The following is a 22,375-nucleotide window of genomic DNA, read 5'->3' as shown; positions in this document are numbered from 1 at the left end:
AGAAGTACCGTCAAGGCAGGGAAACCAGGCAACTCAATCGAGCATGGCTACCTGTACATCGCGGCTGCCCTGATATGGGTTCCGGCCATGCCAGGTCTCGAGATTGTCGAGAATCATGACATCCCCATCCAGCCAGGGCCAGGCGCGCGTGCGCTGATCCAGGAAGTGCTCGAAGTGCTGCACGTCTTCCAGTGTCAGTGGCTCGCCGTTACCCAAGAATGTCCCGGTCGGGTGCTTCTGGGAGGCCCGGATACTCTCGACAAGCTCGGCATCCAGGCCTTCGCTGACGGTAACGGTGTTGTAGGAATGAAGATTGGACCGATACAGGAGTTGGCCAGTCTTCGGATGCGCGGCGGCAGCTCCGGTGCGGTTTATCACGGTGAGGCCGCCGTCTTCGTTCCACAACGGCTCGAGTCCCTTGGACCGGCAGACCTCTTCGACTTCAGCCGGGTCATCGGTCTCGAAGGCGAGATTCCAGCCGCGCAGGTCCATGTGAGGCACGGCTGCGTCCAGCGCCGCGGTGCGCGGGGCGTAGTTGCGCACGGTCATGATGCCGTGTTCCTCGAGCTTCTTGCGCAAAGGCTGCGGCAGGCTCTCCAGCAGGCCTCTAACGTCACCAATGATGGTCTCTCCGCCGATATCAGCGGCCTTTTTGCTGAAGAAGGCAATGCGTAACGGGTAGTCCCTGAGGTAAGCCATTTCCGAATGCAGCCGCAGTCGCACAGCGCGGTCGAGGCGCGTCGCCTCCATCACCTGCCCCTCGACTCGCATGCGAGGGGCCACGCCACCCTTGTAGTCGCCATGAAAGGTCGGGAAGAGCGCCATGAGCGCGGCGAAGTGTGCGGTTTCCGAGATGGGGAAGCCTCGCAGGACAATGCCGCCATACTCGCAAATCAATGCATCCAGCGTCGGGCGGCATTCCTTTGCCCACTGAAGAAACCTTTCACGCTCCTTGAGCGCGTCGGATGCGGGCTCGATGAATAGTGGCGGGGTACCGGGCTCGAAGGCGTTGCAGCGAACCAGTTCGCCAAGCTCTCGGACGATCACGGTCTTCCTAACAGCGTTCATCATTTCTCCAAGTATCAGATCAAAAGACAGTCGATCCTATTTTTCCTCTGTCACGTTGCCAAATTTCCTGATGTAACCCTGCCATTCCGAATACTCGGATTTCAGGCTATTCATCGTTTGCTCTGGCGTGGTACTGATCAGCCTGACGCCAAGTGCCGCAGTCGCTTCCGCTGTCTTCGGGTCATTGATGGCCAGAGCCATGTCCTGCGCCAGCTGATCGACAATCTTGCGAGGCGTTGACTCGCGAACGAAATACGACATCCCAGACATCCTGTCGCCACCCTGGTACCCCAGCTCCCGGAATGTCGGAACCTGTGGCAGGGATTGCCATCGACTGGTCCCGGTTACGGCAACCACCCAAGCTCCTCCTGAGTTCACTGCCTTATGCGCACCGGAAACACTCATCAGGCCGGACGTCACATGACCACCTACGATGTTCGTGATCATTTGCGCCTCCCCCGAAACCGGAATATGAATAAGGTTGATCCCGATTGAGGCCTTGAGTTGCTCCCCGAGATATTGGGTGGAGCTGCCGCTTCCGTGCGAGGCGAAGCTGTATTCGGGATGTTTGCGTGCCTCATCGAAAAATGAAACGGCATCGCGGGAGCGGGTAGTGTTGCTGGCAACCAGCACTACCGGGGTTCTGAATACCTCGGTAACGGGTATGAAATCGCTGAGAGTCTTGTATCCAGGGTTGCCGCGGAGCAGCTCGGTGGAAATCATCACGGCCGGAGAATTCATGAGGATGGTATATCCATCCGCAGGCTGCCGATGCACATAGACCGTGCCGATTGCACCTCCCGCGCCGGGACGGTTTTCCACAATCACAGGCTTCCCCCAACGCGCACTGAGTCGCGCCGCAATTGCGCGGGAGATGACATCGCCGCTGCCACCGGCGGCGAACGGTATCACCAGGGTGACGGGCTTGTCCGGGAACGCGTGACTCTGGCCTGCCGAGAATATGGAACAGCTCATCAGTACAACCCTAAGCATCCATTGCAAAGACATCGATCTCCCTCCTGTAATTGATATATTTTTAAAATCAATAATTGCTTGTTTCCATTGATAATTTACTGAAAAGAGATCGACAAATCTGCCCTGCGAGACCGGGGCGCAAGGGTGAGGCGGTGATCCGGGGGGAAACAAGGGCGCAAGGGTTCCCACCCCTGCCGGTCAAGGCATCTCCAGATTTTCCTTGGAGGTTGCAGGCCTTGTTGGCAATGATGGCTGCGGCGGACACCTCCCTACCCCCCCATAAATGGGTGGCTGGCAGCGATGGAAAGGGCTACGCAGCACAACGCCAGGGCAAATCAGGTCCTGCGCATTACCCTAGGGTGCAGTACCACATCCGCGTTCATGGATGAGCAGTTACGTGCCCTGGCCGTCACGAATTTCGAACAAGTGGGCTAGAGTTCGGTCGGCAAAGCCCGTCCATTCCCCGATTGGCCAGCACCTTGCCAGCCGTGACCTATCGATGTGACTGTCCCATCCGGATGCGCAGCGGCAATTGCGTGCCGCCCGAGGCTGGCCACCACACGGCTGTAATGCGTCATTCAGATGAACAATCACCAGTGGCAGCTACCTGGCCAGAAGCGGACATCTGCCTTCAATCTGACGACCGGCGGCTCAGGGTCGCAAGGAGACAAACGGGTGGGCGGGAATCTCGCCGTTCACAAAAATCCATTTCATGAAGTTTATGGATCGGCGCTAACCGCGGTACCTGCCCAATGCTTTGGAGGATTGTCTCGCTAGGAGTCAGTCAGTCCGCCGCCCCGGCTACAGTGTCTCGCCTGACCGCGCTAGGCGTTCGACGTCCAATCGTCATCGGTCGGCGCTAGGGCAATTTGATTGGCCGTCAGATAGGGGCCCAATTCGGGAAAGTCGAGCAGCGGAGTTGGGGTACTTGCTGGCACCAGTCGTGCACGGTCATCGAAAATCGCGACGCTGGGCTCGCCCGCCAGGCGCGAGTGAAAATACAGCCCGTCGATCCGAGGAAATGCCGCATGCAATGCCGAACTCCACAGGTTCGGGCCAAGGTAGTCGGTGACCGAAAACACTCGAGCGTCCATGCCAAGGGCGGTCAGCGCACCGGTAAGATCCGCGAGCACGAGAGGCCGAGGATTGGCCAAGGCGAGCCTGCAAACACATCGGCTGCTCAGTTCATGCTCATCGAGCATTAGCGGCAGACGTTGCCCCTGGAAGCGCTCGCGAATGACTGCTTCAGCCATGCACGCGGCAAAGCTCGGAGCCGCATAGAGGACGCCGAACTCGCCGCCTGCCGCATCGAACCGGTAGTGGGTTACGCCCGGCGCGCGGCGATTGTAGTAAATGGGGTCCAGATGCACGCGATGGATCCGCCAGAGCGCTATCCTCTCGATATCGAGTGTCTTTGTGGCAAGCCTTCGGTCGGCCAGGTCGGCCGGCGGCAGCGGGCAACCCAACTCTTCTGCGCTAAAGGTCATGCGGCGCCCTGCTCATCGCGGTACCGCGCGTCGACGAGCTTCACAACGGCGTCTATCGGGGCCACTGCGTCGGCGATCCAATCCGCCGGCGTGCGCCCGCCTAGGCTTTCTTGCGGGCGATGCAGAAAGTTGTGGATGACCCAACTGCTCGCTCCCGCCGCCACGAACGGCGCAAGCACAGCGGCCAGCCGCTCGGAATCGACGTGGAACTGCCACGACGGATAGCGAAACCCGCGCTCGCGCCCCGGCAACACGAGTGCGTAGAGCCGCCCCCCCTGGCGGTCCTGGTTGATGGCGCGGTCCGAACGTCCTGCATAAAGCGCGGCGTCCTTAAGGGACAGGTTTTCCGGCTGCTCCCACTCCCGTGCGGCTGCCAGTCGACCACGTTCGCGCGCCGCCTGCAACGGATCGGAATGTGCGGTCTCGCCCGTATGTGCGACAGGCTCTCCGGCAGCAACAGAACGACGTTGGCGGAACGGACGATTCGGCTTCGCAAAGATGCGAACGATCCTGCCAAGTGCAGCATCCAGTTCGTGCTGGACTTCGACGGACAAGGCGACCTCCCGCGACGCGTCGTTGACGAGAGCCACGGCGGTCTCAACTAGCTCACTGGGCGTGGCGTGTTGCGACTCGCGTGCTGCTGAGGTGGTCGCCCGCCGAGCGCGGACCCGGCTAATCGAAACCTGGGTAGATTCGAATCGAACCGGGCCGGCAGCGAAACGCGCGCGAAGAGAAATACGGCGGGGAATGGTCATGAAGCCATTCTAGTTCATGAAGTTCATGACGCCAACCGAATTCTGGCGTCCAGCGTAGGTCGGATGGCGCGAATGTGCATCGACAAGCACATTATTTGCTTCCACGCGCGCTATCGAGCCAAGGTGCGATGCGTCCCGCGTTGGCCGAGTCACACAGAGGAAGGAGCCCTTTTCCTGCTCAGTTCGCGCAGCTTTGCGCGGGCCCGCACTATGTCCATGCCCTTTCTCGCACTCGATATTCGGAATTGCCGATCCGCCAACTGCCGGCCAGCAGCGCCCCAGTCTCTGCACCTGGTTTTCCACGTCCAAGTCTGATGCACCGTTTTCGCTTGCTGACGAAACGCGACAAGGCAGCGTTATCGGACCTTATTTTCGTCCCTATGGGAAGTTGAAGGCACTGCCGGCCATGGCGGCTGACGACCTGGCCTCTTCCGCCCTGCGTCAACAGAATTTATAGCGACCAAAAATGCCGGACGCGCCTTGTCGCAAACAGCCCTGCTTCACTCGAGGGGACGGTGCTTGTCGGCCAAGTCCTGCCGTTCGCCTGCCCTCTCAGCCAGACATTCGAATGTCGGCTCTGTTCAGCTACGAGACGCTGGCCTGCGCAGTGACCGCGGGTTTTCCGTCCGAAGTTGCCGCTTCCATGTCAAAGTCGGGCGAAGCGCTGCTAGAAGATCTGATTCCGCTCGTGGCAGTGCCGGAGTTCAAGGTGCCTATGCCTGGCGTTCCTGTCACGGGCCTCGCTGGTCTTCTTCCACGCCGCGCCGATGTCGTGGCCGGCCGCCTGCAGGCGGAAGTCGGGGGCTTACTCGTTGTCGCCCTTGTCGTTGGGCAGGAGCTTGACCTTGACGTTGAGCGTCAAGGTGCGAAGCGTGTCGGTGAAACCGTCTTTGTCTGCGGTGAAAGTGCCGATGTTCATGATGCGTTCTCCTTTCGGTTGAACAAGGTTCGCGCCAATCGCATCCTTGTTGTGATCCGGCCGGCGGGGGACGGGCCGGCTGCACCGCTTGCGGCCGCAACGCAGTGGAAGACCGGGAGGCGAAAAGAATTTGTCTCACGAGGAATGCGCGCAGCGCAGGGGAAATTGTTTTCGCCGGACTGTTGAGTCGTGAAGTCCGAGGCGCAGCCGTGCCCCCGCCAGGATTCACACAAGACAAGGACGCCATGGGCCGACCAACTCCGAAAGGAGTCGTGGCCGACTCGGCATCCCTGCTGCATAGCTTCACCGACTTACACCCTGGCGCGGGCGAGGTCCATCCCCGCAACGACAGATGAGAACGTCCCGGCCGCATGCGGCAGCGCCATGTTTGAGGCTCGACGTGGAACCTCCATGGGCAAGGCCGCGAAGTATGTCGGGGAACCATCCTTCGTGACAGGTGAGCGGTGTACCGCCAGCGTCACAGCACGTTTTCGAACAACCTGCCGCAGCAAACCGGGGCGCAGTCCCGAGCCCAGCGCATTGCGGTGAGGCGTCTCCGGGCCAGCCCCTTCTAAAGGCAAGCGACTGCCCGCAGAACCGCAGGCGCGGCTGGATTGAAACCGAATGGCCGTGACGCTATCGGCGGCACGGGGCGGCGGCGCTTGCGCCGACACGCCCAAGGTATCCAAGCTGGGTAGGACAGCGGCGGAAACGACCTCAAGCGATCGCCTGCGTAGGCTCGAACCAGCATTGGCACTGAGCCAAGTACCTAGTCAACCCAACCACGAAGCAGTGCCGACTTGACATCCCATTTAGGGATTTATACTATTCATCCCTAACAGGGATAAATCATGCAACTCCTCGGCACATCCAGGCTAGAGAACTTCATGCAAGAGCGCGAGGATTCCCGCGCGCCCTTCGATGCTTGGCGCCTGGAAGTCGAGGAAGCGCAGTGGGCTGGACCGGACGATGTACAAGCGCGATATGCCGACGCGTTTGTCCAACCCGACCGAGTAGTGTTCAGCATCAAGAATCTATACAAGATTGATGTGAAAGCTAGATTCAAGCACGGAGTTCTGCTGATCGAGAAGGTCTGGATGGCCACCACATCCAAGCCGGCTCGCAGTTCCGCCAAGAGCGCAGCCCTCAGGAGCAAGGCATGACGCATATGGTCCGCATACTGAAGAGCGATCAGGAGCTTGAAGCCGCACTGCAGCGCATGGCCACGTTGATGGAGCAGGAGTTGTTGCCCGGCTCCGAAGACGAGGCAGAGTTCGAGTTGCTGAAACTGGTCATCAGCGATTACGAGTCCAAGCGGGTTGCCCGCCCAGTCGTCACACCTCTACAAGCCATTGAATTCCGGATGGAGCAACAGCGGTTGACCCGCAAGGATCTTGAGCCTTATATCGGCTCTCAGTCCAAGGTTTCGGAGGTGCTGTCTGGCAAGCGCCCTCTGAGCCTCCAAATGATCCGTCGTTTGCACGATGGCTTGGGCATTCCTGCCCAAGCCCTGCTCGGCTCGTCCAAAAATTTGAAGGGTGACGCCATAGACGAGGAAGCTGATTACGCCTACGACAAATTTCCCCTGAAGGAGATGCGCGAGCGCGGTCTGCTGAAAAGCGATACCAAGGACAAGGCACGGGAGCAGGTGCGCGCATTTCTGCAGCGCGTCGCGCAGTTGGATGTTGAGCCCGCACTGCTGCGAGCTCCCCTGCATCAAAGCGGCGCACGCACCATGGATACCTACGCGCTGCTGATTTGGCGAGCGGTCGTCGTGGACAAGGCGCATTGCAACCCTCCGCAGGGCATCTACCGGGCAGACTCCATCACGCCAACCTGGCTTCGCGACCTGGCCAAGCTGTCGCGCTTCGAGCGTGGTCCGCTGCTCGCCCAGGAGTATCTGAGTCAACACGGCATCTGCCTCGTGATCGAGCCGCCTTTCAAGAAAACTTACCTTGATGGCTGCGCCATGCTGGATGGCGACCGTCCGATTATCGGGCTGACCCTGCGCCATGATCGGCTCGACAACTTCTGGTTCGCACTGCTGCACGAGGTGGTGCATGTACAAAAGCATCTGACTTCGGCCTGCCGCTTCATCGCAGACAACCTGGATGACAAGGGCCGCGCCGGGCAGGCCCAAGAAGATGAGGCAGATGCTGGTGCTCGTGATGCGCTGATCCCACCGGAATTCTGGTCGAAAGCAAAAGTTCGGGATACCCACGATGCCGAAGACGCCAAGGCATTAGCCAGTCAGGCAGGCGTGCATCCGTGCATCGTGGCTGGCCGAATGCGCTATGAAACGGGCAACTGGCGTTTGCTGAGCGGGCTCATCACTGAGGCAGGCTCCGTGAAGGCTTGCTTCTCGGAGCGGGGGCAATGAATGCTGCCATTTCCAACCCAACAAAAACGGAGGACCGAATGACGAGCCAGAAATAGAAAACGGCCGAATACCGAAGCACCCGGCCGCTGGGTGACGAGCTTGTGACTCGCCGGATTGGCGTCTGCGATTGTCCATTGCCCGTTTCCTCCAGTCAAGTGTGCATTCGGTTGCCGGCCAGGTCAGCCGGCCACATCCGCCACAGCTTGCCAACGGCTTGCCACGGCATATCTCAATGCCCATTAACTGGAATAACACCTTGGGTAACGAAAACCTGAACCAACGCAGCCGCGACGACGACAAAAGCGGCCAGGACAAGAACGACAAGCTTGTCACCATCTACGTCGAGGCCAAGCCTTACCAATGGCCGAAGAACGAGCCGATCTCGTACGCACAAGTCGTGCGGCTTGAAGTACCGGATTACACCCCTCAATCCAATATCACCTACTCGGTGAAATGGACTCGTGGTAATGGCGAAAAGCCGGAAGGCATTTTGGTCCCTGGCGCATCCGTAAAGGTGAAAGATGGCATCCGTTTCACAGTTTCAGAAACTGGTCAGTCGTAACCAGGACCTGGCCAAGCTGGTCGAGAAGGGTTATGCGGTCACCTTTGACGGTGGCTGGATGATCCTGCGGGATATTCCCTACCTCGACCAGCAAGGCGTGCTGCACTGGGGCGCCATTGCGACCAAGCTGGTGCCTGTCGATGCAACCGGTCTGGTGACTCAGGAGGACCATACCATCCTGTTCGCAGGGAGCCATCCCTGCGGCCTGGATGGTCTGCCGATTCCACTGATCGATGCTGGCTCACACCAGTTGCAGCTGTCTAGCGCGTGTGTGGATGTCGTGGTGCAGAGGCGCTTCTCTAACAAGCCTCGCGTGGCGGGCGTCCTGCAGAGCTTCGACAATTTCTACGACAAGATAGAGAGTTACGTGGGCATCATCGCGGGCCCGGCGATGACCGCCCACAACGCGAACCCTTTGACGTTCAAGTCGGTTGAAGACGCGCCGGAGCCCTCCGTGTTTCGCTACCAGGACAGTCTGACATCCAAGGCGGAGATTTCCGATCTCTCACGCAAGCTGCATGATGACGTCATCGCCATCATTGGTCTAGGGGGAACCGGCGCCTATATCTTGGACTACATGGCGAAAACCCCGGTTCGCGAAATCCGCGGCTTTGACGGAGACGCCTTCCATATCCACAACGCTTATCGGTCACCCGGCAAGCTGGATGAAGCGGAGCTGGGCCAATCCAAGGCTGCCGTCTATCAGGGCCGCTATGCGAGCTTCCGCGACGGAGTTCAACTGGTGCCGCACTATGTCGACTCTGATTCTGGCAAGTCATTCGAAGGCGTCACCTTCGCCTTTGTGTGCGTTGACCAGGGGTCGTCTCGGGCGGAGATCTTCGATCTGCTGATAAGCCTCGGCATTCCGTTCATTGATGTCGGGATGGGATTGAAGCGGGCAGGAGGGCCGTTGAGCGGAATGTTGCGCGCCACCTACTTCGCCCCAGAACGGGCGCAGGAGATGCGAGGCAAGGGTTTAGCGGAGATGCATGATGGCCCGGAAAATCTATACCGTACAAACGTGCAGATCGCCGAGCTCAATGCGTTCAACGCGGCTCTGGCCGTGATGCGCTACAAGCAACTGCGCGGGTTCTATACGGAGGCTGATCCCCTGTGTCATCTGCTCTTCGACTTGGCTGATCTAAAAATCGTGGGGCAGACCGACCATGAGATTTGAGGTCCAGCACGTTGAAGTCATGCCACAAAACCTCCAGCCCGGCATCCTGTATGTTTCGATGGAGTTCGAAACGGCACACCATCTCTGTGCATGCGGCTGCGGACACAAGATCCGTACACCCTTGAGTCCCGCCGAATGGGAAGTACAGGAAACACCGCAAGGTGTGACGCTGCGTCCATCGATAGGCAGTTGGCAACTACCCTGTCGGTCCCACTACCTGATTCAGCGAGGTCAGGTGGTGTGGGCCGATCAGTGGAGCGATGCGCAGATTGTCAGAGGTAGAGCCCGAGACCAGCAACGGCTTCAAACCTATCTGGACAGCCGGCATCACAAGCGTCCTGGTTGGTGGAGCAGGCTTCTGCAATGGCTGGGCATCCGCAGTTGATGCAGCGAACTGCAGGCCTTTGACACCGGGTGCGGCGATCGCCGCGCCCGGATTTTCTCGCGTCAAATGGCCCGTCGGTGACCGTGGGCGAACCTAGCGCAATGACGGTAGCGGCACGTCGGTAGGGCCGCAGTGACTCCTTTATGAGCGGGTACGAACGACAGCGGCGCGCTCGGCGGTTTCTTCAAGTAGGCAAGTAAGCTCGACTGAAAGGCCGCTCCGCATTGCAAAGCTGCCGCTGTACACCCGGCGATAGAACCGTCCGCTTCGGGTCGGTCAGCGCCCGTCTGCGGCACAGGTGTCGAGGCACGCGTTGCACGCCCGACTGACAGAGTCATCAGCGAAGATCTGCAGGCGAGCAAACTGATCCTCCCTTCGTTCGAAAGGAGATGATCATGGAGACGTCCAATTCACCCGCAACGCCGCGGGCGCCGTGGAATAAGGGGAAGCTCACCGGACAAAAGCCGCCGCTGAAGCTCTGCGAGATCTGGGCCATCCGGACAAGGCTGCAGATGTCGTCAAACCTTCGTGAGCTCGCACTGTTCAATCTTGCGATCGATAGCAAGCTTCGAGCGTGCGATCTCACAAGGCTATGCGTACGAGACGTTTGTCAGGGCAGCCGCGTTAGTGCCCGAGCGATGGTGATCCAGCAGAAGACGCATAGACCGGCTCAGTTCGAGATTACGGAGCAGACCCGCTCAAGCCTTGAGGCATGGATTGCCCATCGCGGTTTGCGCTCGTCGGATGCTCTTTTTCCAAGCCGGATTCGCGCCTCAGCCCATCTGTCCACCCGCCAGTATGCCCAGCTTGTACATCGGTGGATCGCGTCCATTGGCCTAGACGACACAGCGTACGGCACCCACACTATGCGGCGGACCAGGCATCCCTTATCTATCGCAGAACCAAGAACCTTCGCGCAGTGCAATTGCTGCTGGGCCACACGAAGCTGGAGAGCACGGTTGCCAGCCAGAAAGCGACGGCCGGGCCTTCAGACTGAATTGCCGAAGCTCTGAGACAGCGGACGGGTTCACTATGTGGAGCTTGCCGGACTATCGATAGCGAGTTTCTGTTTCGATTGCTCCAGTCGCGCCCTTCAAGTCAACCCAACCTCACCAGATTCAGCGCGGCCAGCGGTCCTCCAGGAAACTGGTGCTGCCTTCCGCCCGCATCGAGCGAACCGAGATCGATGCCGAAAAACCCGAGGCGATCGATCAACCTGGCCACCTCGGCTTTGGCGTTCGCATCGTCACCCGACATGAACATCACGCGGCGGCCACCTTCGGCTTGCGGGTCGCCGGCAACCAGCGCGGGCTGCAGGTGATTGAACGCCTTCACAACCCGCGCGCCGGGCACCAGGCCTGCAAACACTGCGCTCGAGGAGCGGCCATGCAGGTCCGCGGGGCGAAACAGCGGCGCCTCGATTGGATTGTTGGCATCGACGACAATGCGCCCGCCAAAGTCCGGCAACTCGCCCAGCGCCTGCGACAGCTTCGACCAGTTCACGGCCACCAGCACGATCTCCTGCGCTGCGGCTTCCTCGCGCGTGCCAGGGCGAATCGAAGGCCCGATTGCTTTCACGGCATCGCGCAGCGTTTCAGGCCCGCGGCTGTTGGCCAAGACCGCGTGAATGCCCTGGCGTGCCAGCGCCGTGGCGAACGCAGTACCTATTGCGCCCGCACCGATGATGCCGATGGTCTTTCCGTAGCTTGCTTCCATGACGTACTCCTGCTTCAGGCGGTGAAGCCGCCATCGGCAACGATCTCAGCACCGGTGACGAAGGTTGCGTCCGGACCGGCGAGGAACGCAACCACGCCGGCAATCTCATGTGGCTGCCCGTATCGGCCCAGGGCAATGCCGGGCCCGACGATCTCGCTGACCGGGCCGCCGGCGGGATTCATATCGGTGTCGGTCGGGCCGGGGAGGACCGTGTTGACCGTGATGCCTTTCGGCCCCAGGTCGCGCACCAGGCTGCGATTGAAGCCTGCGATCGCACCCTTGGTCAGCGTGTAGACCGATGCGGTGGGAAACGCCGCGTAGCGCGCCATCGACGAACCGATGTGAATCACCCGCCCGCCCGTCTTCATATGGCGCACGGCTTCCTGCGTGGCCACGAATACGCCGGTCACGTTCACAGCAATCATGCGCTCGTAGGTGTCGAACGCGATGTCCTCGATGGCACCTCCCAGGCCCAGGCCGGCGTTGTTGACGAGGATGTCGAGACCACCGAAGGTGTCGACCGTTGCTGCCACGGCCCGGCGCACCGCGGCTGCGTCGCCGGCGTCCGCGGCGAGCGCGATGGCGCGGCCGCCGGCTGCTTCGATCTCGCTCACTACCGTGGCGGCCTTGTCCGGTGAGGCACTGTAGGTCAGCGCCACAACGGCACCGTCGGCAGCCAGGCGGCGGGCGATGGCAGCGCCGATGGAGCGCGAACCGCCAGTAACAAGGGCGATCTTGCCGGCCAGGGGAAGCGTCTGTTGAGTCATTTCTTTCTCCGTTGGGGTGAATCAGAAGGTGTGAACGGAGTATGGTTGTCCGATTGCGCGATGATTAGTGATGAATGACTTAAATCATTTTCAAGCAATCGTGTAAGCTTTGCTGGATGGAAACCCTCGCCAACCTCGAATCCTTTGTGCGCAGCGCCGAAACCGGCAGCTTTTCTGCGGCGGGTCGTCGAATGGCCCTGACGCCCGCTGCCGTCAGCCGCAACGTGGCGATCCTCGAGCGCAATCTGGGCGTGCGACTGTTTCAGCGCTCGACACGCAAGCTAACCCTTACCGAGGCTGGCGAACGCTTCCTGGCCTCCATCGGCGGCAACCTCGATGCACTGCAAGCCGCCATCGCCGCCATGTCGAACGACCACGGCGAACCGGCCGGCGTGCTGAAAGTCAGCCTGGCGCCGTCGTTCGGCGTGGCTTACGTGATGCCGTTGCTCCCTGATTTCCTGCAGCGTTACCCCGCGATCCGCCCGGAATGGCATTTCGAGAATCGCGCCATCGACTTGATTGCCGAGGGCTTCGACGCAGCCATAGGCGGAGGCTTCGAACTGGCGCCGGGTCTTGTGTCGCGCCCACTGGCACCCGCGCATATCGTCGCGGTGGCGTCGCCTGCGTATCTGCGGGAACGCACGCTGCCTGCCGATCCGGCCATGCTGAACGTCATGGACGGCATCGTCATGCGCTCCGGGCGCACCGGACGCACGCGCCACTGGACCATGCGCGATGCCGCCGGCAACGAGGTTGCCGCGACCATGCAAGAACGCATTGTCGTCAGCGACCCGGCCGCCATGCGGGAAGCTGCGCTGCTGGGTCTGGGCGTGGCACTGCTGGCGGTACCCGATGTGCTGCCATGGATCGAACGTGGCGAACTCGTACGCGTACTTCCGCGCTGGTACGCCGACGCCGGCGCCATTTCGTTGTACTACCCTACGCGCACCCTTATGCCCGGCAAGACACGCGCATTCATCGACCACGTTGTGGAAGCCTTCCGCCGCAATGGACTAGCGCAGCGACTGGCAGGCAGCCTCGGCCTTTAGCGTTGTATAACGCGGCACGCCGTTTCGACGACCGCTCTGGCCCAAACCTGAGTCACTCGCCTAGCTTTAACGTAGGGCAGGAGTGGGTCGGAAAGAGCCGCTGGATAGGAGATGGCACGTTCTTGCGGCGCTCTGGGGGGTGCTAACTTGCGCAAAGGCACCGTGCCGGTATCAAGGCAGAGAATCAACCCTCCAGCCTGCCGAAAGGCCAGCACCCGAGAGTGGCCTTTTCGTGAACGGCGGCCGCCATGATTGGCGAACCGGTTCTTAGACGTTGCGAGACAGCTTGAACCTGCAACCGGGATAGTTCAGGCAACCCCAGAATGCGCCAGCTGGCCCTTTCCGCTCCACCATCTTGATTCCGCAGGCCGCGCATGTCGGCGTGCGGTAGTCCCCCCGAAACGCCTGCTTCAGCAACGTCGCTTGCTTGTATTGATCGAGTGCGCGAATCCGTTCGACAATTCCCGCACCATCAAGCAATTGAATGCCGGCTCGCTCCGCCGACTCCTGCACCGGTCGCCCGACATAGCCGGACAACGACCAGAAAACGCCCCGACGCACCTTGTATTCGTGCATGACCCCGGCAAGCGCACGGACCTGTTCCACCTTCACCGGCTTGCGCCATGCCTTGCATTGGACCACGGCCACCGGACCGTCCCGGCCAGCCTTGTACAAGGTTGCGTCGATGCCGCCATCGGGACCATGGGGCACGGTCTTGACGGTGAATCCCATCGCCTCGTAGTACCCAACACAAAGCAGCTCAAATCGCTTCCACTCCAGCTGCCGGAGGGCATCGAGCGTCCAACTATTGATTTCCGGCTTTTCCGCTAAGGGGACTGTGCGCGACGGCGGGCCAACGTCCTCCCTTGACTCGACGGATTCCCCGGAGGATTGAGGCGACTTCCACCGCGACGACGATCGACTAGCGCGGGAGGTCCGTGCTCTCACGGGGAATTCTTGCTGCCTTGCACCTTCCCTACCCCGCGCACGGATGTATGACAGCACCCCCAGGAAGCAGAACATGGCGGCGGGAACCCAGGCTAACGACTGGCTTAACACGGCAATGCCCGTCAACAATGGGCGCGATCCGAATATCGCTGGGACGACCCCGCGCAACACAATGTAGGCACCCACGGCCAGCGCTGCAGAGACCCACCACGGCGCATCGATCAATATCTCGCTAAGCGACGGCTCCTTCCTTCTGCGACCCATTTCTCTACCTGTTGTTGTTATTCACTGCATCCCGCGCCATCCCCCTACCGGCAAATCTACTCGATCTGACACACTCAACGGGTTGCAAGGAGCCAACACCCCACCGACTACGGGTGGCGGAGCCGCCCGCTCATACCCGGTAACTTCACGGATGCCGCCATCGTTTCGCTTGACGGCATCCCTTACACTGCAGCCTTCGCGCAACACCAGACAAAAACCATGAGAAAAGCAGGTCGGGTCAAGACGTGGCATGCAGACAAGGGCTTTGGTTTTATCAACGTCCACGCGGACACGAAGGATGTGTTTTTTCACATCACCGCCCTACAAGCGCGTGCCGTGACGCCAAGGCCTGGCGACCGCGTGAGCTTCGAGCTCGGCAAAGGCCGGGACGGCCGGCTACAAGCCCTGAACGTTGCCATCGTCGGTGCACCGCAGGCGCGGTCAGACGCGAGTCTTTGGCCGGTGTTCGCGGGTCTCGCGGCGCTGGGGTTCATCGCCGGCGGCGCCCTGCTGGGATATTTTCCCCACCAGGCCGGCTTGGTCAGCCTCGTGGCGAGCCTCATCACGTTCTTCGCCTATGGCGACGACAAGACGCGGGCGAGCCGGCATACGTGGCGCACGCCCGAGACCACCCTGCACCTGCTGGCACTCTGCGGCGGTTGGCCGGGCGCGCTCGCCGCCCAGCACCTGCTGCGACACAAGAATCGCAAGCGGGCGTTTCAGGCGACGTTCTGGGGCACTGTCGTCGTGAACATTGGCGCGATGGTGCTTTGGCGAGCCGTCATGGCGACCTGAGAACAGGAAAGCCGAAGGCCGCGGTGAGCCATGTCCCGGCAAATTTCGGCTTACGAGCGTTATGTTCAATTCCACGCATTCGGTGCAGGGCCTCCCTGATCCGTCCACGCAAGCGTGACGGCCTGATCAAATTGGGACGGTGCCGAGCGAGCAGTGCGTCTTCTTCAGGGGTAAAGCCATTGTTTAGGTCCGCCGCAGACTCCCCTGGCATTGTCCCCGGCAAGGCTTGACTGGGCAAGCGAAGGCAAGACCAGGCGGTCTAAGTATGTCTGCGCTACACGAAACGTGGCCGCAAAGCGGGCTAGGCAGGGGGCGCTATGGGCAACAGCGGCTGGACCATCCCCATTCAGGCCAACTACGCACGTTGGCAGCGAGCACGGCTGACCCGCATTGCATCTCTTGCGGCCTAATTCCTTGCATGCGCCGTGCACCACCTGTGGTCCGGCCCGCTCATCAGCTACGACATTCTGGAGTCAATTGATCTCGGCCAATCACGGTAAGATCTTTCCGAGGCGTAGGAACTACGATTCCCTTGTTAAAACTCTTTGGGGCCGCTGCAAGTCGTACAAAGCTTGTTGCACCTACAGCATGCCAAACGACATACGCGTCTGAAATAGCGGCCTGACCTGTTCCTGAAAGCTCACAGAACGCTACGTCGATCCCATAGAGCTTAGCGTACCCCGCTATCCTGGCTCGCTCCGAGTCGGAGATCACCACCGCTTCACCAGGCAGCGACCGAACCCCAAGCATGCTCATCGTCACGTTAAGTAGAGCTGGCCGCGTACCTACAGCTGCCATTACAAGCACTCCCCCAATTATCAACACTCCAAGTCGCCACGAAATCCGCTTGCCGTCGACAGGTATGACTCCAAAGGCCATTACGAGAAAGCCGCCGAACAGGACAAAGAAGCCCATGGTCTCAGCGAGTCGTATGTCAGCTCGTGCGTCGGTCGTAATCGCGACGAGCAGAAACACGGAAAAGCACAAGGGCGAAGCAGCATAGATAATGGGACCAGATCGCAATTGCTCCACGAACTTTGCCTGCGATTTTCCCCTGAGCCGTTGGAACGCGTTTCCCAGTTTCAACATCATGCAAATGATCCACAGCGAAGCAGCTGCTCCATAGAACGTGCCGACAATCGAAACGAAGCCGAAGCTGACCAAGCACCAAATCAAGAAGACGCTGTCTCCCAAGGCGACGTTTTCAGGAAGTACCCCTTCGCCTATGCAGTAGACCATCATCAACAATCCACCGGCAGCCACGGCGATTTTGAAGACTAGTCCCGATGTAGTGTGCCAGTACTCTAAACTATCCTTCTGTGGTAAGTGCATTTGTAATCTTTCTCCATAGGCCTTATCTCTGTAGAACGACTGCCACCAGAAGATCTGAACCCTCACAAAGAAGGGTGACGTGCTGGCGTGCGACAACCGCGAACGAATTTAGGAAAGCAGATATCCAGATCTGCAGAGCCAAGCGGCAATCGCAGAACCTGGCTCTTTCCGCGCTAGCACCCAACGTAAATATGGAGAGCATCACCGACGCCTGGACTGCTTCGCTGAGGCTCTTCGCAGCTAAGGAAAGCGTATGAGGATTGGGCGCTGGGCAAGTTGGAATGGGCGACTGCGGTAAGATGGACAGCGGTCAGGAATATGCAGCCGCTTATCAGTGCATATGAGACTTCGCGACCTCTATGCACGACGAATCATGATTCGTGGTCGTTGACTTCGCGGACTACGGTGTGATAATCGCAATACCTAATATTTTGGAATATCCATAAATTTTTTATAATTCCGTTGAAAACAGTCGGCAATTGCGTGACAAGTATTGACAGATATTTCTGAGTTTTTCGGAGCCGCCTTCGATAACGGGTACCACATCCCGCGGTTAGTTACGAATGCTGCGAGCAGCCCTAACGAATCGATGTCACTCGACTTCGTCAGACGTCCGAAGGAGCGCGAGAGGAGATCTCCTGCCAACATATCGGTAAAAACTTCGCGCGGCGGACTTACACGTCCGTCGCTGTCCAAAACTTCCGTAACAAGGGCGCGCCTCCAGTTTTCGATCGGGCTATCATCTGAAACCACCAGATGGCCAACAGCAACGTAGGGGAAACCATGTTTCAAAAGAGATTTCGCCTGTGAGAAGCCAAATTCGTTAGGTGATTTTCCCTGTTTTTTGAAACTTGCCCTGACGGCCTTGAACTCGATCGCCAAAGCTTCGGATGCTATCAACTGGTCTCCCTCGTACGGAATCACCAGGAGATCAATGTCGCCGGGAAAAATCATGTCCGGCAATACCTCGGCAGAGGGAACCGATCCCGCTATCATTACACCGCCCTTAACACCCATTTCGTTGAAACGGACCGGCAGGAGCCCGCGGTAGCATTCTCCAAAAAGCTGCCGATCACATACTAGACGGGCTACAAGCGCTACTTCGTCATTTTTTTCTACGAGCCCTTTCGGCAGCCTGATAGCGGCATCGCCGTGACGCAGAAGCTTCGGTCGATTCCTCATTGGCACCAGAACATCATGCATACGCGCTACTCCGGGAACGGCGAATAGTGATTCTAACGGTACTCGGCTAATGCCGAATCGAGATATGGTTCGCATCTCGATGGACATCTAAGGCTCCACAGTCCGACGCAGCATCCGTCAGGGTGCCGCGCGGATCAGCCGGGCTTGGCTCGTCGCCTGCGCCTGGGGCGCCTCGGCCAACTGCGCGGACTGTGGCCACTTCGTCCTGTGCCGCCTCGGTTTCGTCCGGGGCAATGTCACGCTCGGCGTCTGCGGCCGCTGGCCGCGTAGCGGGCTGCCTCGCAGCCGGGCAGCTTGCCGGTGGCGGCCTCGTTGGCCGCCTGCCTTATGGTCTGCACCGCTCCGGCCGCGATTTCCATCAACGCATTCGGCAGATCGGGATAGTCATGGTGACGCGCGTGCGTCCGCGCAGTTCCTGCCAGAACGCATCCGGCCGCTCCTTCATCAGGGCTCAACGTCAACTCGAGACTGGCCTCCCACCACCTGAAGCACGTTACCTTCTGCGTCACCTGCCGCGGAATGCCGTTGTATGTCAGCCTGCCCAGCCTTGCCCTTGTGGACGGCCGTAACGGTGAGATTTTCGCTCCTCGACGCGTACGGCTGCTTGTTGGGTATTCCCGACCTATTGATAGATAAGCCCCTTCCCTGTGGTCCGCGTTCGCACCGAGGACCATGGCGGCCTCCTCGACGGCCACGACATATCACTATCGGCACCGCTTTCGAGCAATGGGCGGAGGTTTTCAAGCCCGTCATATCGGCAGGCGACGGGCCGGCACCCGGGTTATGAGCCCGACAAGCTGCCAACTGCTCCACCGCGCGGGGACGCAATATACAAGGGTTAGCAGCACCTGGATACCCCTCCCGCGCGGATTGCTCAGCGGGTCATATTGGGCCGAGCGCCGCCACCCTACCGGGTGCCTTCTCGCTCATAGCGATATCAGATTGTGCGGACAGGATCGGGCGCTACTTCACAGTTTACAACTACAGTTCAGCGATCATCGCGGGGCGGCACAGATCCATGGGAGACAAATAATCCTTGCCGCCACAAACGAGTTTCCATGCATGGAAGATCGCCTTCTCCACAGTCATTACGTACTCCTGGGCCTCAAGGGCGGAGACTGCAGTAGATCCAGGTCGATGGACAAGCTGATTGCGCTTTTCTACCCCTTTGGATATCGTTTTCAGATGCGGAGACCGTTCGCCAAGGTACGCCGCCAAGACTTCTCCGTAGAGCTTATTAAGAGGGGGCGAAGGTAGATTGTTAAGCAATACTTCTGCCTCTGGCCTCGCAGAGATCAGGATTTCCTTGATGCAAAGCTCCGCCGCAATCGTTGCATCTACCCACCTGTATTTTGGGTTTCGCTCAGCCTTTGCTCGATGCAGATACGTCATTCCGACGAGGGGCACCATACCATCGACAACTGCCTCTTGCAGATGCTTCGCGGCGCCGTCTCGCAGGGGGAGGATTTGGCCAATTGATACAACCCCACCTATCCACGAAGGAAATCGCGCCCAGGGCCCCAAAGATCCCGACTTTCTCCATTGAATGGAAACGCCTGCTAGAGCCCCCTCAGGAATTGCTTCGTCCCTAGAAATGATGTACTTCCAAATCATGAGCACGGACTCAGCGGTCTCGCGAATATTCTCGCTGAGGGAGATCAGCAATTGTGGATAGGTATCGCGAACGCTCATCGCTGGTGTGGCTGTCAACCGATCTACGATCTCCTCCGTGAATCCGATACCGTTCAAACGCACAGCGCATTGTCGATTGTCAAAATCGAGATCAACATTTGCAACCATTTCTCCTCTGAACCGCGCTTTGATTGTTGCGCTTCCAGATAGAGTGGCCTGGGGGGCTATCGCAATGCCAAATGTCGCGATAATGTCGAGGGGAATCATTTCTTATCTAAAAAGCTAATTGGGTATGAGTTCATTCTACCCAAATCCATGGCTCTGCACTCAGCATGCTGGTCAGGCAAACCTTTGATGTTCCTTGACCACCGCCTGGATTTCGACCATTGCCTTCAGCGTCTTGCCAATCTCCTGCGTTGCGCGCGCGATGGCCAGTTGCAGTGCGCTTGCCAGCTTGTATCGACTCCGCAGCCTGCGGCACATGTGTGCGCTGCGCTTCCCAGATGTAGTACAGGCGCAGCACGTCCTCGTCGAACGGCATCATCCTGGCCCAGGCCTTCTCCACTTCCGCGGCATCCTTCAAGTTGGCTGAGGTAACGGATGCCGATCAAGAGTGCACAGATTCTCCTCCGCCATTCTCGCCGTAGTAGGCAACGATCTTCCCATTTGCGATCCCATTTGACGCACAATCGTCGCAGGTTCGCAAGGGAACGGAAAGCGTCCCCCGGACAGCGCCTGGCCTGGTCTCGCTTCTCGCGACGCAGTGCCGCCTGACCTACCGGCTTGCGTTACCGTTGTCCTATGGCAACTTCGTGGGGCGGCTTCGGCACGCAAGCCTCGTACATGCAAATTCCAGTAACAGTGCTGCCGGAACCGCGAAGGGAAAACTATCGTACGGCGCGTCTGGACACATCGATCAGTACCTACGAAAACCTGCTTCAAGGCGACAAGCCGCGCAGCGTACAAATCCCGTGGCCACTCGGGCTGGCGGTTAAATATGGCTCCCAGATCAGACTGGGAAAGGCTGCGTCGCTATTTGTGCTCGGCCGGTCTGCAGGGCGCGGACCTTAAAGGGCTACAGGCTGACCTCGACGACGCGCGGGCCAAGGGTACGGGCAAGAGCGGAAAGCCGGAAGGATGGCTCGGAAAGCTGATAGGCAAGGCAAGCACTGGAGCAGTCACGGTCGGTGTCGAAGTGGCCGCTGCAGGAATTGCCAAGGCGATGCGGGATACCTCGGCCTGACCTGATGGTTTCGCGGTACCTACTGCCCGATGCCGCGGTGCTCGCGGCACGGACTGTAGTCTACTTCTTCCCGCACTTCCGGCTGCACGGTGGACAACTCTCAGCTGCAGCTGCCCTTATTGTCGCGCCGGAAACCTACCCTAATTCCAGCATTTCGACACATGCCAGGGGGTCTTCTCGGCTCATTATCGCCAGCGCAAGGTTTGCTTTGACGACGAGTTCGAGAGGCCTGAGATCCTGAACGTAGTGGCCATGGGTGATGCGATCCATTCCAGCGCCCGCGAGTTTCGCTGCGGTGCGCAAACTTGCTGAAAGCGCAACACTGTCGAGTCGTCCATCATGCAAAATGAGGTTGCGCTGGCGGTAGAGGCGGTGAAACGACTCTCCAATTGCATCTCGAATGATCTGAAGTTCACGCTTTGGATTAGCAAACAGCTTACTTAGGCGTGCGACGGCGGCTTGATCACGCATCCCTCGAGAATACACGGTCCTCTCGGAACAACTCTTTGACACCCACTCCTCGGGAGTCATTCTTGATCGGCATGGCACTCGTTGAGCCCTTCACCCACAGAAATGGCACACGATTCAGAGGCTCTCCCGTTGCGATTAACGCCCGGGCGGCATAGCGGTCCGATTCATTCCGGGCAGCCCTGGCGGCGCCAACCACATCGCGCGCACTCACTCTTAGTACCATTGCAACCGGAGCCCGCACGCCTGCCGTATCGAAGTTTTGCTCCTTAAGCCAAGCGATGACTGCGGGACCCTGCAACCAGTTGGAAGGAATGCCATTTGGTAGTGTCGGCATGCTGGCAAAGGCGAGCAGGACCTCAAACTCTCGCCAACTGCTCACTACCATCTCGGCCTGAATTGCGTCGCAAAGTTGAGGCAGCGTGATCGGAGGCTCGACATTCACGCGAGCCTTGATGAAATCGTGCAGATATTGGCCGGCGAATCCCTCATCAAGAAGGTAGGCGGCAACACTGCGCGCAAAATGCTCCACTTCGAAGTTTCCGGCATGGACAACCCGTCCCCATCGCGCGAGATAGTCCGCTGATACCCGCGCGGAGAGGTCTCTAATGCCGAAATGCGCCGCCCCCTCGGCTCGGGGAACCTGTTGGACCTGTTGGCGTAGGAAGGTCTTCTCGTCTTCTGTAAAGGCAGGGTGCACTCCCACGCGCTTTTGCAGCGAGGACGCCATCCTTTTTAGCGCAGCGTCACTGAGGTGCCCTTGCTGCATTGCGACGCACGCCTCATATAGCTCTTCCATGGCCAGCACCACACCGATGCCCCACAGCGAGCGGTGCCAAGGTTGGCGGTCAGAGAGGAATTCGAGCAATCGGGCTACTGCAGCCCTCTCACGCTCGTTGACAATTGTGAACATGGGAATTATTATGTCAGTTCGGCCAACCAAAGGTTGGTACACCGTCTAGGTGGGGCGCGACCCCTGCGGAAGCGACAGCTTGCTGTTCAAATCCAATCGGCTCAAGCCCCCGTTTCTTGAAGGCCCCGCAAAAATGCGGGGCCTTTTCTTTTTCACGCCGGAGACTCGCTGCCCCTCATAAAATATGAGCTTTAGCGATAATAAGCTTCTCCAACTAGAGTTTCAGCGTGTCTCCAAAGGCTCGTGACATCTCCTGATACCAAGTTTGCGACGCTCTCCAGCCCGCCACCCGCACCGTGGGCCATTTCCCGCTGCGACACCAATGGGGATCGAGCAA

General features: G+C 59.2%; 20 protein-coding genes and 2 pseudogenes. 8 read left to right on the top strand and 14 right to left on the bottom strand.

Translation table 11 applies throughout. The features are described 5' to 3' along the window. Window positions 1-33 precede the first annotated feature (33 nt). The 5 genes and pseudogenes from AC3FMM_RS16695 to AC3FMM_RS16675 form a co-directional block, all read right to left on the bottom strand. Window positions 34-1,071, bottom strand: coding sequence for a TauD/TfdA family dioxygenase (locus AC3FMM_RS16695; RefSeq protein WP_115681675.1), 1,038 nt, complete (start codon window positions 1,069-1,071; stop codon window positions 34-36). A gap of 33 nt (window positions 1,072-1,104) precedes the next feature. After that, on the bottom strand, window positions 1,105-2,076 hold the full coding sequence (locus tag AC3FMM_RS16690) for a Bug family tripartite tricarboxylate transporter substrate binding protein (protein WP_116379736.1): 972 nt from the start codon (window positions 2,074-2,076) through the stop codon (window positions 1,105-1,107). A 791-nt stretch (window positions 2,077-2,867) separates the two neighbouring features. Then, window positions 2,868-3,530, bottom strand: a complete 663-nt coding sequence (locus tag AC3FMM_RS16685) for an RES family NAD+ phosphorylase (RefSeq protein ID WP_488687022.1) — start codon at window positions 3,528-3,530, stop codon at window positions 2,868-2,870. Beyond that, window positions 3,527-4,120, bottom strand: a complete 594-nt coding sequence (locus tag AC3FMM_RS16680) for an integrase (RefSeq protein ID WP_488687021.1) — start codon at window positions 4,118-4,120, stop codon at window positions 3,527-3,529. Before AC3FMM_RS16680 ends, AC3FMM_RS16685 begins: the two co-directional genes overlap by 4 nt. Window positions 4,121-5,021: 901 nt before the next feature. Continuing rightward, window positions 5,022-5,207 (bottom strand): annotated as a pseudogene (locus tag AC3FMM_RS16675) (DUF736 domain-containing protein); the annotation flags it as partial. 848 nt (window positions 5,208-6,055) lie between these two features. On the opposite strand from AC3FMM_RS16675, the gene AC3FMM_RS16670 reads away from it, so the two are divergent. The 6 genes and pseudogenes from AC3FMM_RS16670 (at window position 6,056) to AC3FMM_RS16645 (ending at window position 10,705) form a co-directional block, all read left to right on the top strand. Beyond that, window positions 6,056-6,367, top strand: coding sequence for a type II toxin-antitoxin system HigB family toxin (locus AC3FMM_RS16670; RefSeq protein ID WP_114158299.1), 312 nt, complete (start codon window positions 6,056-6,058; stop codon window positions 6,365-6,367). Continuing rightward, window positions 6,364-7,584, top strand: a complete 1,221-nt coding sequence (locus tag AC3FMM_RS16665) for an ImmA/IrrE family metallo-endopeptidase (RefSeq protein ID WP_488687020.1) — start codon at window positions 6,364-6,366, stop codon at window positions 7,582-7,584. Before AC3FMM_RS16670 ends, AC3FMM_RS16665 begins: the two co-directional genes overlap by 4 nt. A 127-nt stretch (window positions 7,585-7,711) precedes the next feature. Next, the gene (locus AC3FMM_RS16660; RefSeq protein ID WP_488687019.1) at window positions 7,712-8,146 is read left to right on the top strand and encodes a multiubiquitin domain-containing protein; all 435 of its coding nucleotides are present in this window, start codon (window positions 7,712-7,714) and stop codon (window positions 8,144-8,146) included. Next, window positions 8,106-9,323: a ThiF family adenylyltransferase gene (locus AC3FMM_RS16655; RefSeq protein WP_488687018.1), complete on the top strand. Its 1,218-nt coding sequence runs from the start codon at window positions 8,106-8,108 to the stop codon at window positions 9,321-9,323. The genes AC3FMM_RS16660 and AC3FMM_RS16655 overlap by 41 nt, the downstream gene beginning before the upstream one ends. Further along, window positions 9,313-9,708 carry a ubiquitination-like system serine protease family protein gene (locus tag AC3FMM_RS16650; RefSeq protein WP_488687017.1) on the top strand — a complete coding sequence of 132 codons (396 nt, stop codon included), beginning with the start codon at window positions 9,313-9,315 and terminating at the stop codon, window positions 9,706-9,708. The genes AC3FMM_RS16655 and AC3FMM_RS16650 overlap by 11 nt, the downstream gene beginning before the upstream one ends. 395 nt (window positions 9,709-10,103) lie before the next feature. Next, a pseudogene (locus tag AC3FMM_RS16645) lies at window positions 10,104-10,705 on the top strand (tyrosine-type recombinase/integrase). Between the two features lie 101 nt (window positions 10,706-10,806). Here AC3FMM_RS16645 and AC3FMM_RS16640 read toward each other — a convergent pair. Next, window positions 10,807-11,424, bottom strand: a complete 618-nt coding sequence (locus AC3FMM_RS16640) for an NADPH-dependent F420 reductase (RefSeq protein WP_488687016.1) — start codon at window positions 11,422-11,424, stop codon at window positions 10,807-10,809. Window positions 11,425-11,438: 14 nt separating this feature from the next. Continuing rightward, a complete protein-coding gene (locus AC3FMM_RS16635) occupies window positions 11,439-12,191 on the bottom strand; it encodes an SDR family oxidoreductase (RefSeq protein WP_488687015.1) in 753 nt (250 codons plus the stop codon). A 116-nt stretch (window positions 12,192-12,307) separates the two neighbouring features. Between AC3FMM_RS16635 and AC3FMM_RS16630 the strand changes: the two genes are divergently transcribed. Next, the gene (locus AC3FMM_RS16630; RefSeq protein WP_488687014.1) at window positions 12,308-13,240 is read left to right on the top strand and encodes a LysR family transcriptional regulator; all 933 of its coding nucleotides are present in this window, start codon (window positions 12,308-12,310) and stop codon (window positions 13,238-13,240) included. Window positions 13,241-13,507: 267 nt separating this feature from the next. Here the strand turns inward: AC3FMM_RS16630 and AC3FMM_RS16625 are convergent, their stop codons facing one another. After that, a complete protein-coding gene (locus AC3FMM_RS16625) occupies window positions 13,508-14,263 on the bottom strand; it encodes a restriction endonuclease (protein WP_488687162.1) in 756 nt (251 codons plus the stop codon). A gap of 408 nt (window positions 14,264-14,671) precedes the next feature. Here AC3FMM_RS16625 and AC3FMM_RS16620 point away from each other — a divergent pair, with 408 nt between their 5' ends. Next, window positions 14,672-15,247, top strand: a complete 576-nt coding sequence (locus tag AC3FMM_RS16620) for a DUF1294 domain-containing protein (protein ID WP_488687013.1) — start codon at window positions 14,672-14,674, stop codon at window positions 15,245-15,247. Window positions 15,248-15,700: 453 nt separating this feature from the next. Here the strand turns inward: AC3FMM_RS16620 and AC3FMM_RS16615 are convergent, their stop codons facing one another. The 6 genes from AC3FMM_RS16615 to AC3FMM_RS16590 form a co-directional block, all read right to left on the bottom strand. Then, entirely contained in the window at window positions 15,701-16,579 is an 879-nt protein-coding gene (locus tag AC3FMM_RS16615; protein WP_488687012.1) for a hypothetical protein, read from the bottom strand. Between the two features lie 423 nt (window positions 16,580-17,002). Then, a complete protein-coding gene (locus tag AC3FMM_RS16610) occupies window positions 17,003-17,782 on the bottom strand; it encodes a hypothetical protein (RefSeq protein WP_488687011.1) in 780 nt (259 codons plus the stop codon). A 981-nt stretch (window positions 17,783-18,763) separates the two neighbouring features. Next, complete coding sequence (locus AC3FMM_RS16605; RefSeq protein ID WP_488687010.1) at window positions 18,764-19,681, bottom strand: hypothetical protein; 918 nt, start codon at window positions 19,679-19,681, stop codon at window positions 18,764-18,766. A 31-nt stretch (window positions 19,682-19,712) separates the two neighbouring features. Further along, window positions 19,713-19,958: a hypothetical protein gene (locus AC3FMM_RS16600; protein WP_488687009.1), complete on the bottom strand. Its 246-nt coding sequence runs from the start codon at window positions 19,956-19,958 to the stop codon at window positions 19,713-19,715. 834 nt (window positions 19,959-20,792) lie between these two features. After that, on the bottom strand, window positions 20,793-21,128 hold the full coding sequence (locus tag AC3FMM_RS16595) for a hypothetical protein (RefSeq protein WP_488687008.1): 336 nt from the start codon (window positions 21,126-21,128) through the stop codon (window positions 20,793-20,795). Next, complete coding sequence (locus AC3FMM_RS16590; RefSeq protein ID WP_488687007.1) at window positions 21,121-22,038, bottom strand: hypothetical protein; 918 nt, start codon at window positions 22,036-22,038, stop codon at window positions 21,121-21,123. Before AC3FMM_RS16590 ends, AC3FMM_RS16595 begins: the two co-directional genes overlap by 8 nt. Window positions 22,039-22,375 lie beyond the last annotated feature (337 nt).

The sequence above is a fragment of the Cupriavidus sp. 207A1 genome (genome assembly GCF_057798955.1).
The sequence above is the reverse complement of the archived record's forward strand: the minus strand, read 5'-3'. Positions and strand labels throughout refer to the sequence as shown.

Coding starts and splice junctions, on each gene's coding strand:
- AC3FMM_RS16595 (WP_488687008.1), bottom strand. CDS start 21,128: ATGCGTGATCAAGCCGCCGTCGCACGCCTAAGTAAGCTGTTTGCTAAT.
- AC3FMM_RS16665 (WP_488687020.1), top strand. CDS start 6,364: ATGACGCATATGGTCCGCATACTGAAGAGCGATCAGGAGCTTGAAGCC.
- AC3FMM_RS16630 (WP_488687014.1), top strand. CDS start 12,308: ATGGAAACCCTCGCCAACCTCGAATCCTTTGTGCGCAGCGCCGAAACC.
- AC3FMM_RS16690 (WP_116379736.1), bottom strand. CDS start 2,076: ATGTCTTTGCAATGGATGCTTAGGGTTGTACTGATGAGCTGTTCCATA.
- AC3FMM_RS16610 (WP_488687011.1), bottom strand. CDS start 17,782: ATGCATGATGTTCTGGTGCCAATGAGGAATCGACCGAAGCTTCTGCGT.
- AC3FMM_RS16670 (WP_114158299.1), top strand. CDS start 6,056: ATGCAACTCCTCGGCACATCCAGGCTAGAGAACTTCATGCAAGAGCGC.
- AC3FMM_RS16600 (WP_488687009.1), bottom strand. CDS start 19,958: ATGATGCCGTTCGACGAGGACGTGCTGCGCCTGTACTACATCTGGGAA.
- AC3FMM_RS16590 (WP_488687007.1), bottom strand. CDS start 22,038: ATGTTCACAATTGTCAACGAGCGTGAGAGGGCTGCAGTAGCCCGATTG.
- AC3FMM_RS16625 (WP_488687162.1), bottom strand. CDS start 14,263: ATGTTCTGCTTCCTGGGGGTGCTGTCATACATCCGTGCGCGGGGTAGG.
- AC3FMM_RS16650 (WP_488687017.1), top strand. CDS start 9,313: ATGAGATTTGAGGTCCAGCACGTTGAAGTCATGCCACAAAACCTCCAG.
- AC3FMM_RS16605 (WP_488687010.1), bottom strand. CDS start 19,681: ATGATTCCCCTCGACATTATCGCGACATTTGGCATTGCGATAGCCCCC.
- AC3FMM_RS16620 (WP_488687013.1), top strand. CDS start 14,672: ATGAGAAAAGCAGGTCGGGTCAAGACGTGGCATGCAGACAAGGGCTTT.
- AC3FMM_RS16685 (WP_488687022.1), bottom strand. CDS start 3,530: ATGACCTTTAGCGCAGAAGAGTTGGGTTGCCCGCTGCCGCCGGCCGAC.
- AC3FMM_RS16640 (WP_488687016.1), bottom strand. CDS start 11,424: ATGGAAGCAAGCTACGGAAAGACCATCGGCATCATCGGTGCGGGCGCA.
- AC3FMM_RS16695 (WP_115681675.1), bottom strand. CDS start 1,071: ATGATGAACGCTGTTAGGAAGACCGTGATCGTCCGAGAGCTTGGCGAA.
- AC3FMM_RS16615 (WP_488687012.1), bottom strand. CDS start 16,579: ATGCACTTACCACAGAAGGATAGTTTAGAGTACTGGCACACTACATCG.
- AC3FMM_RS16655 (WP_488687018.1), top strand. CDS start 8,106: ATGGCATCCGTTTCACAGTTTCAGAAACTGGTCAGTCGTAACCAGGAC.
- AC3FMM_RS16635 (WP_488687015.1), bottom strand. CDS start 12,191: ATGACTCAACAGACGCTTCCCCTGGCCGGCAAGATCGCCCTTGTTACT.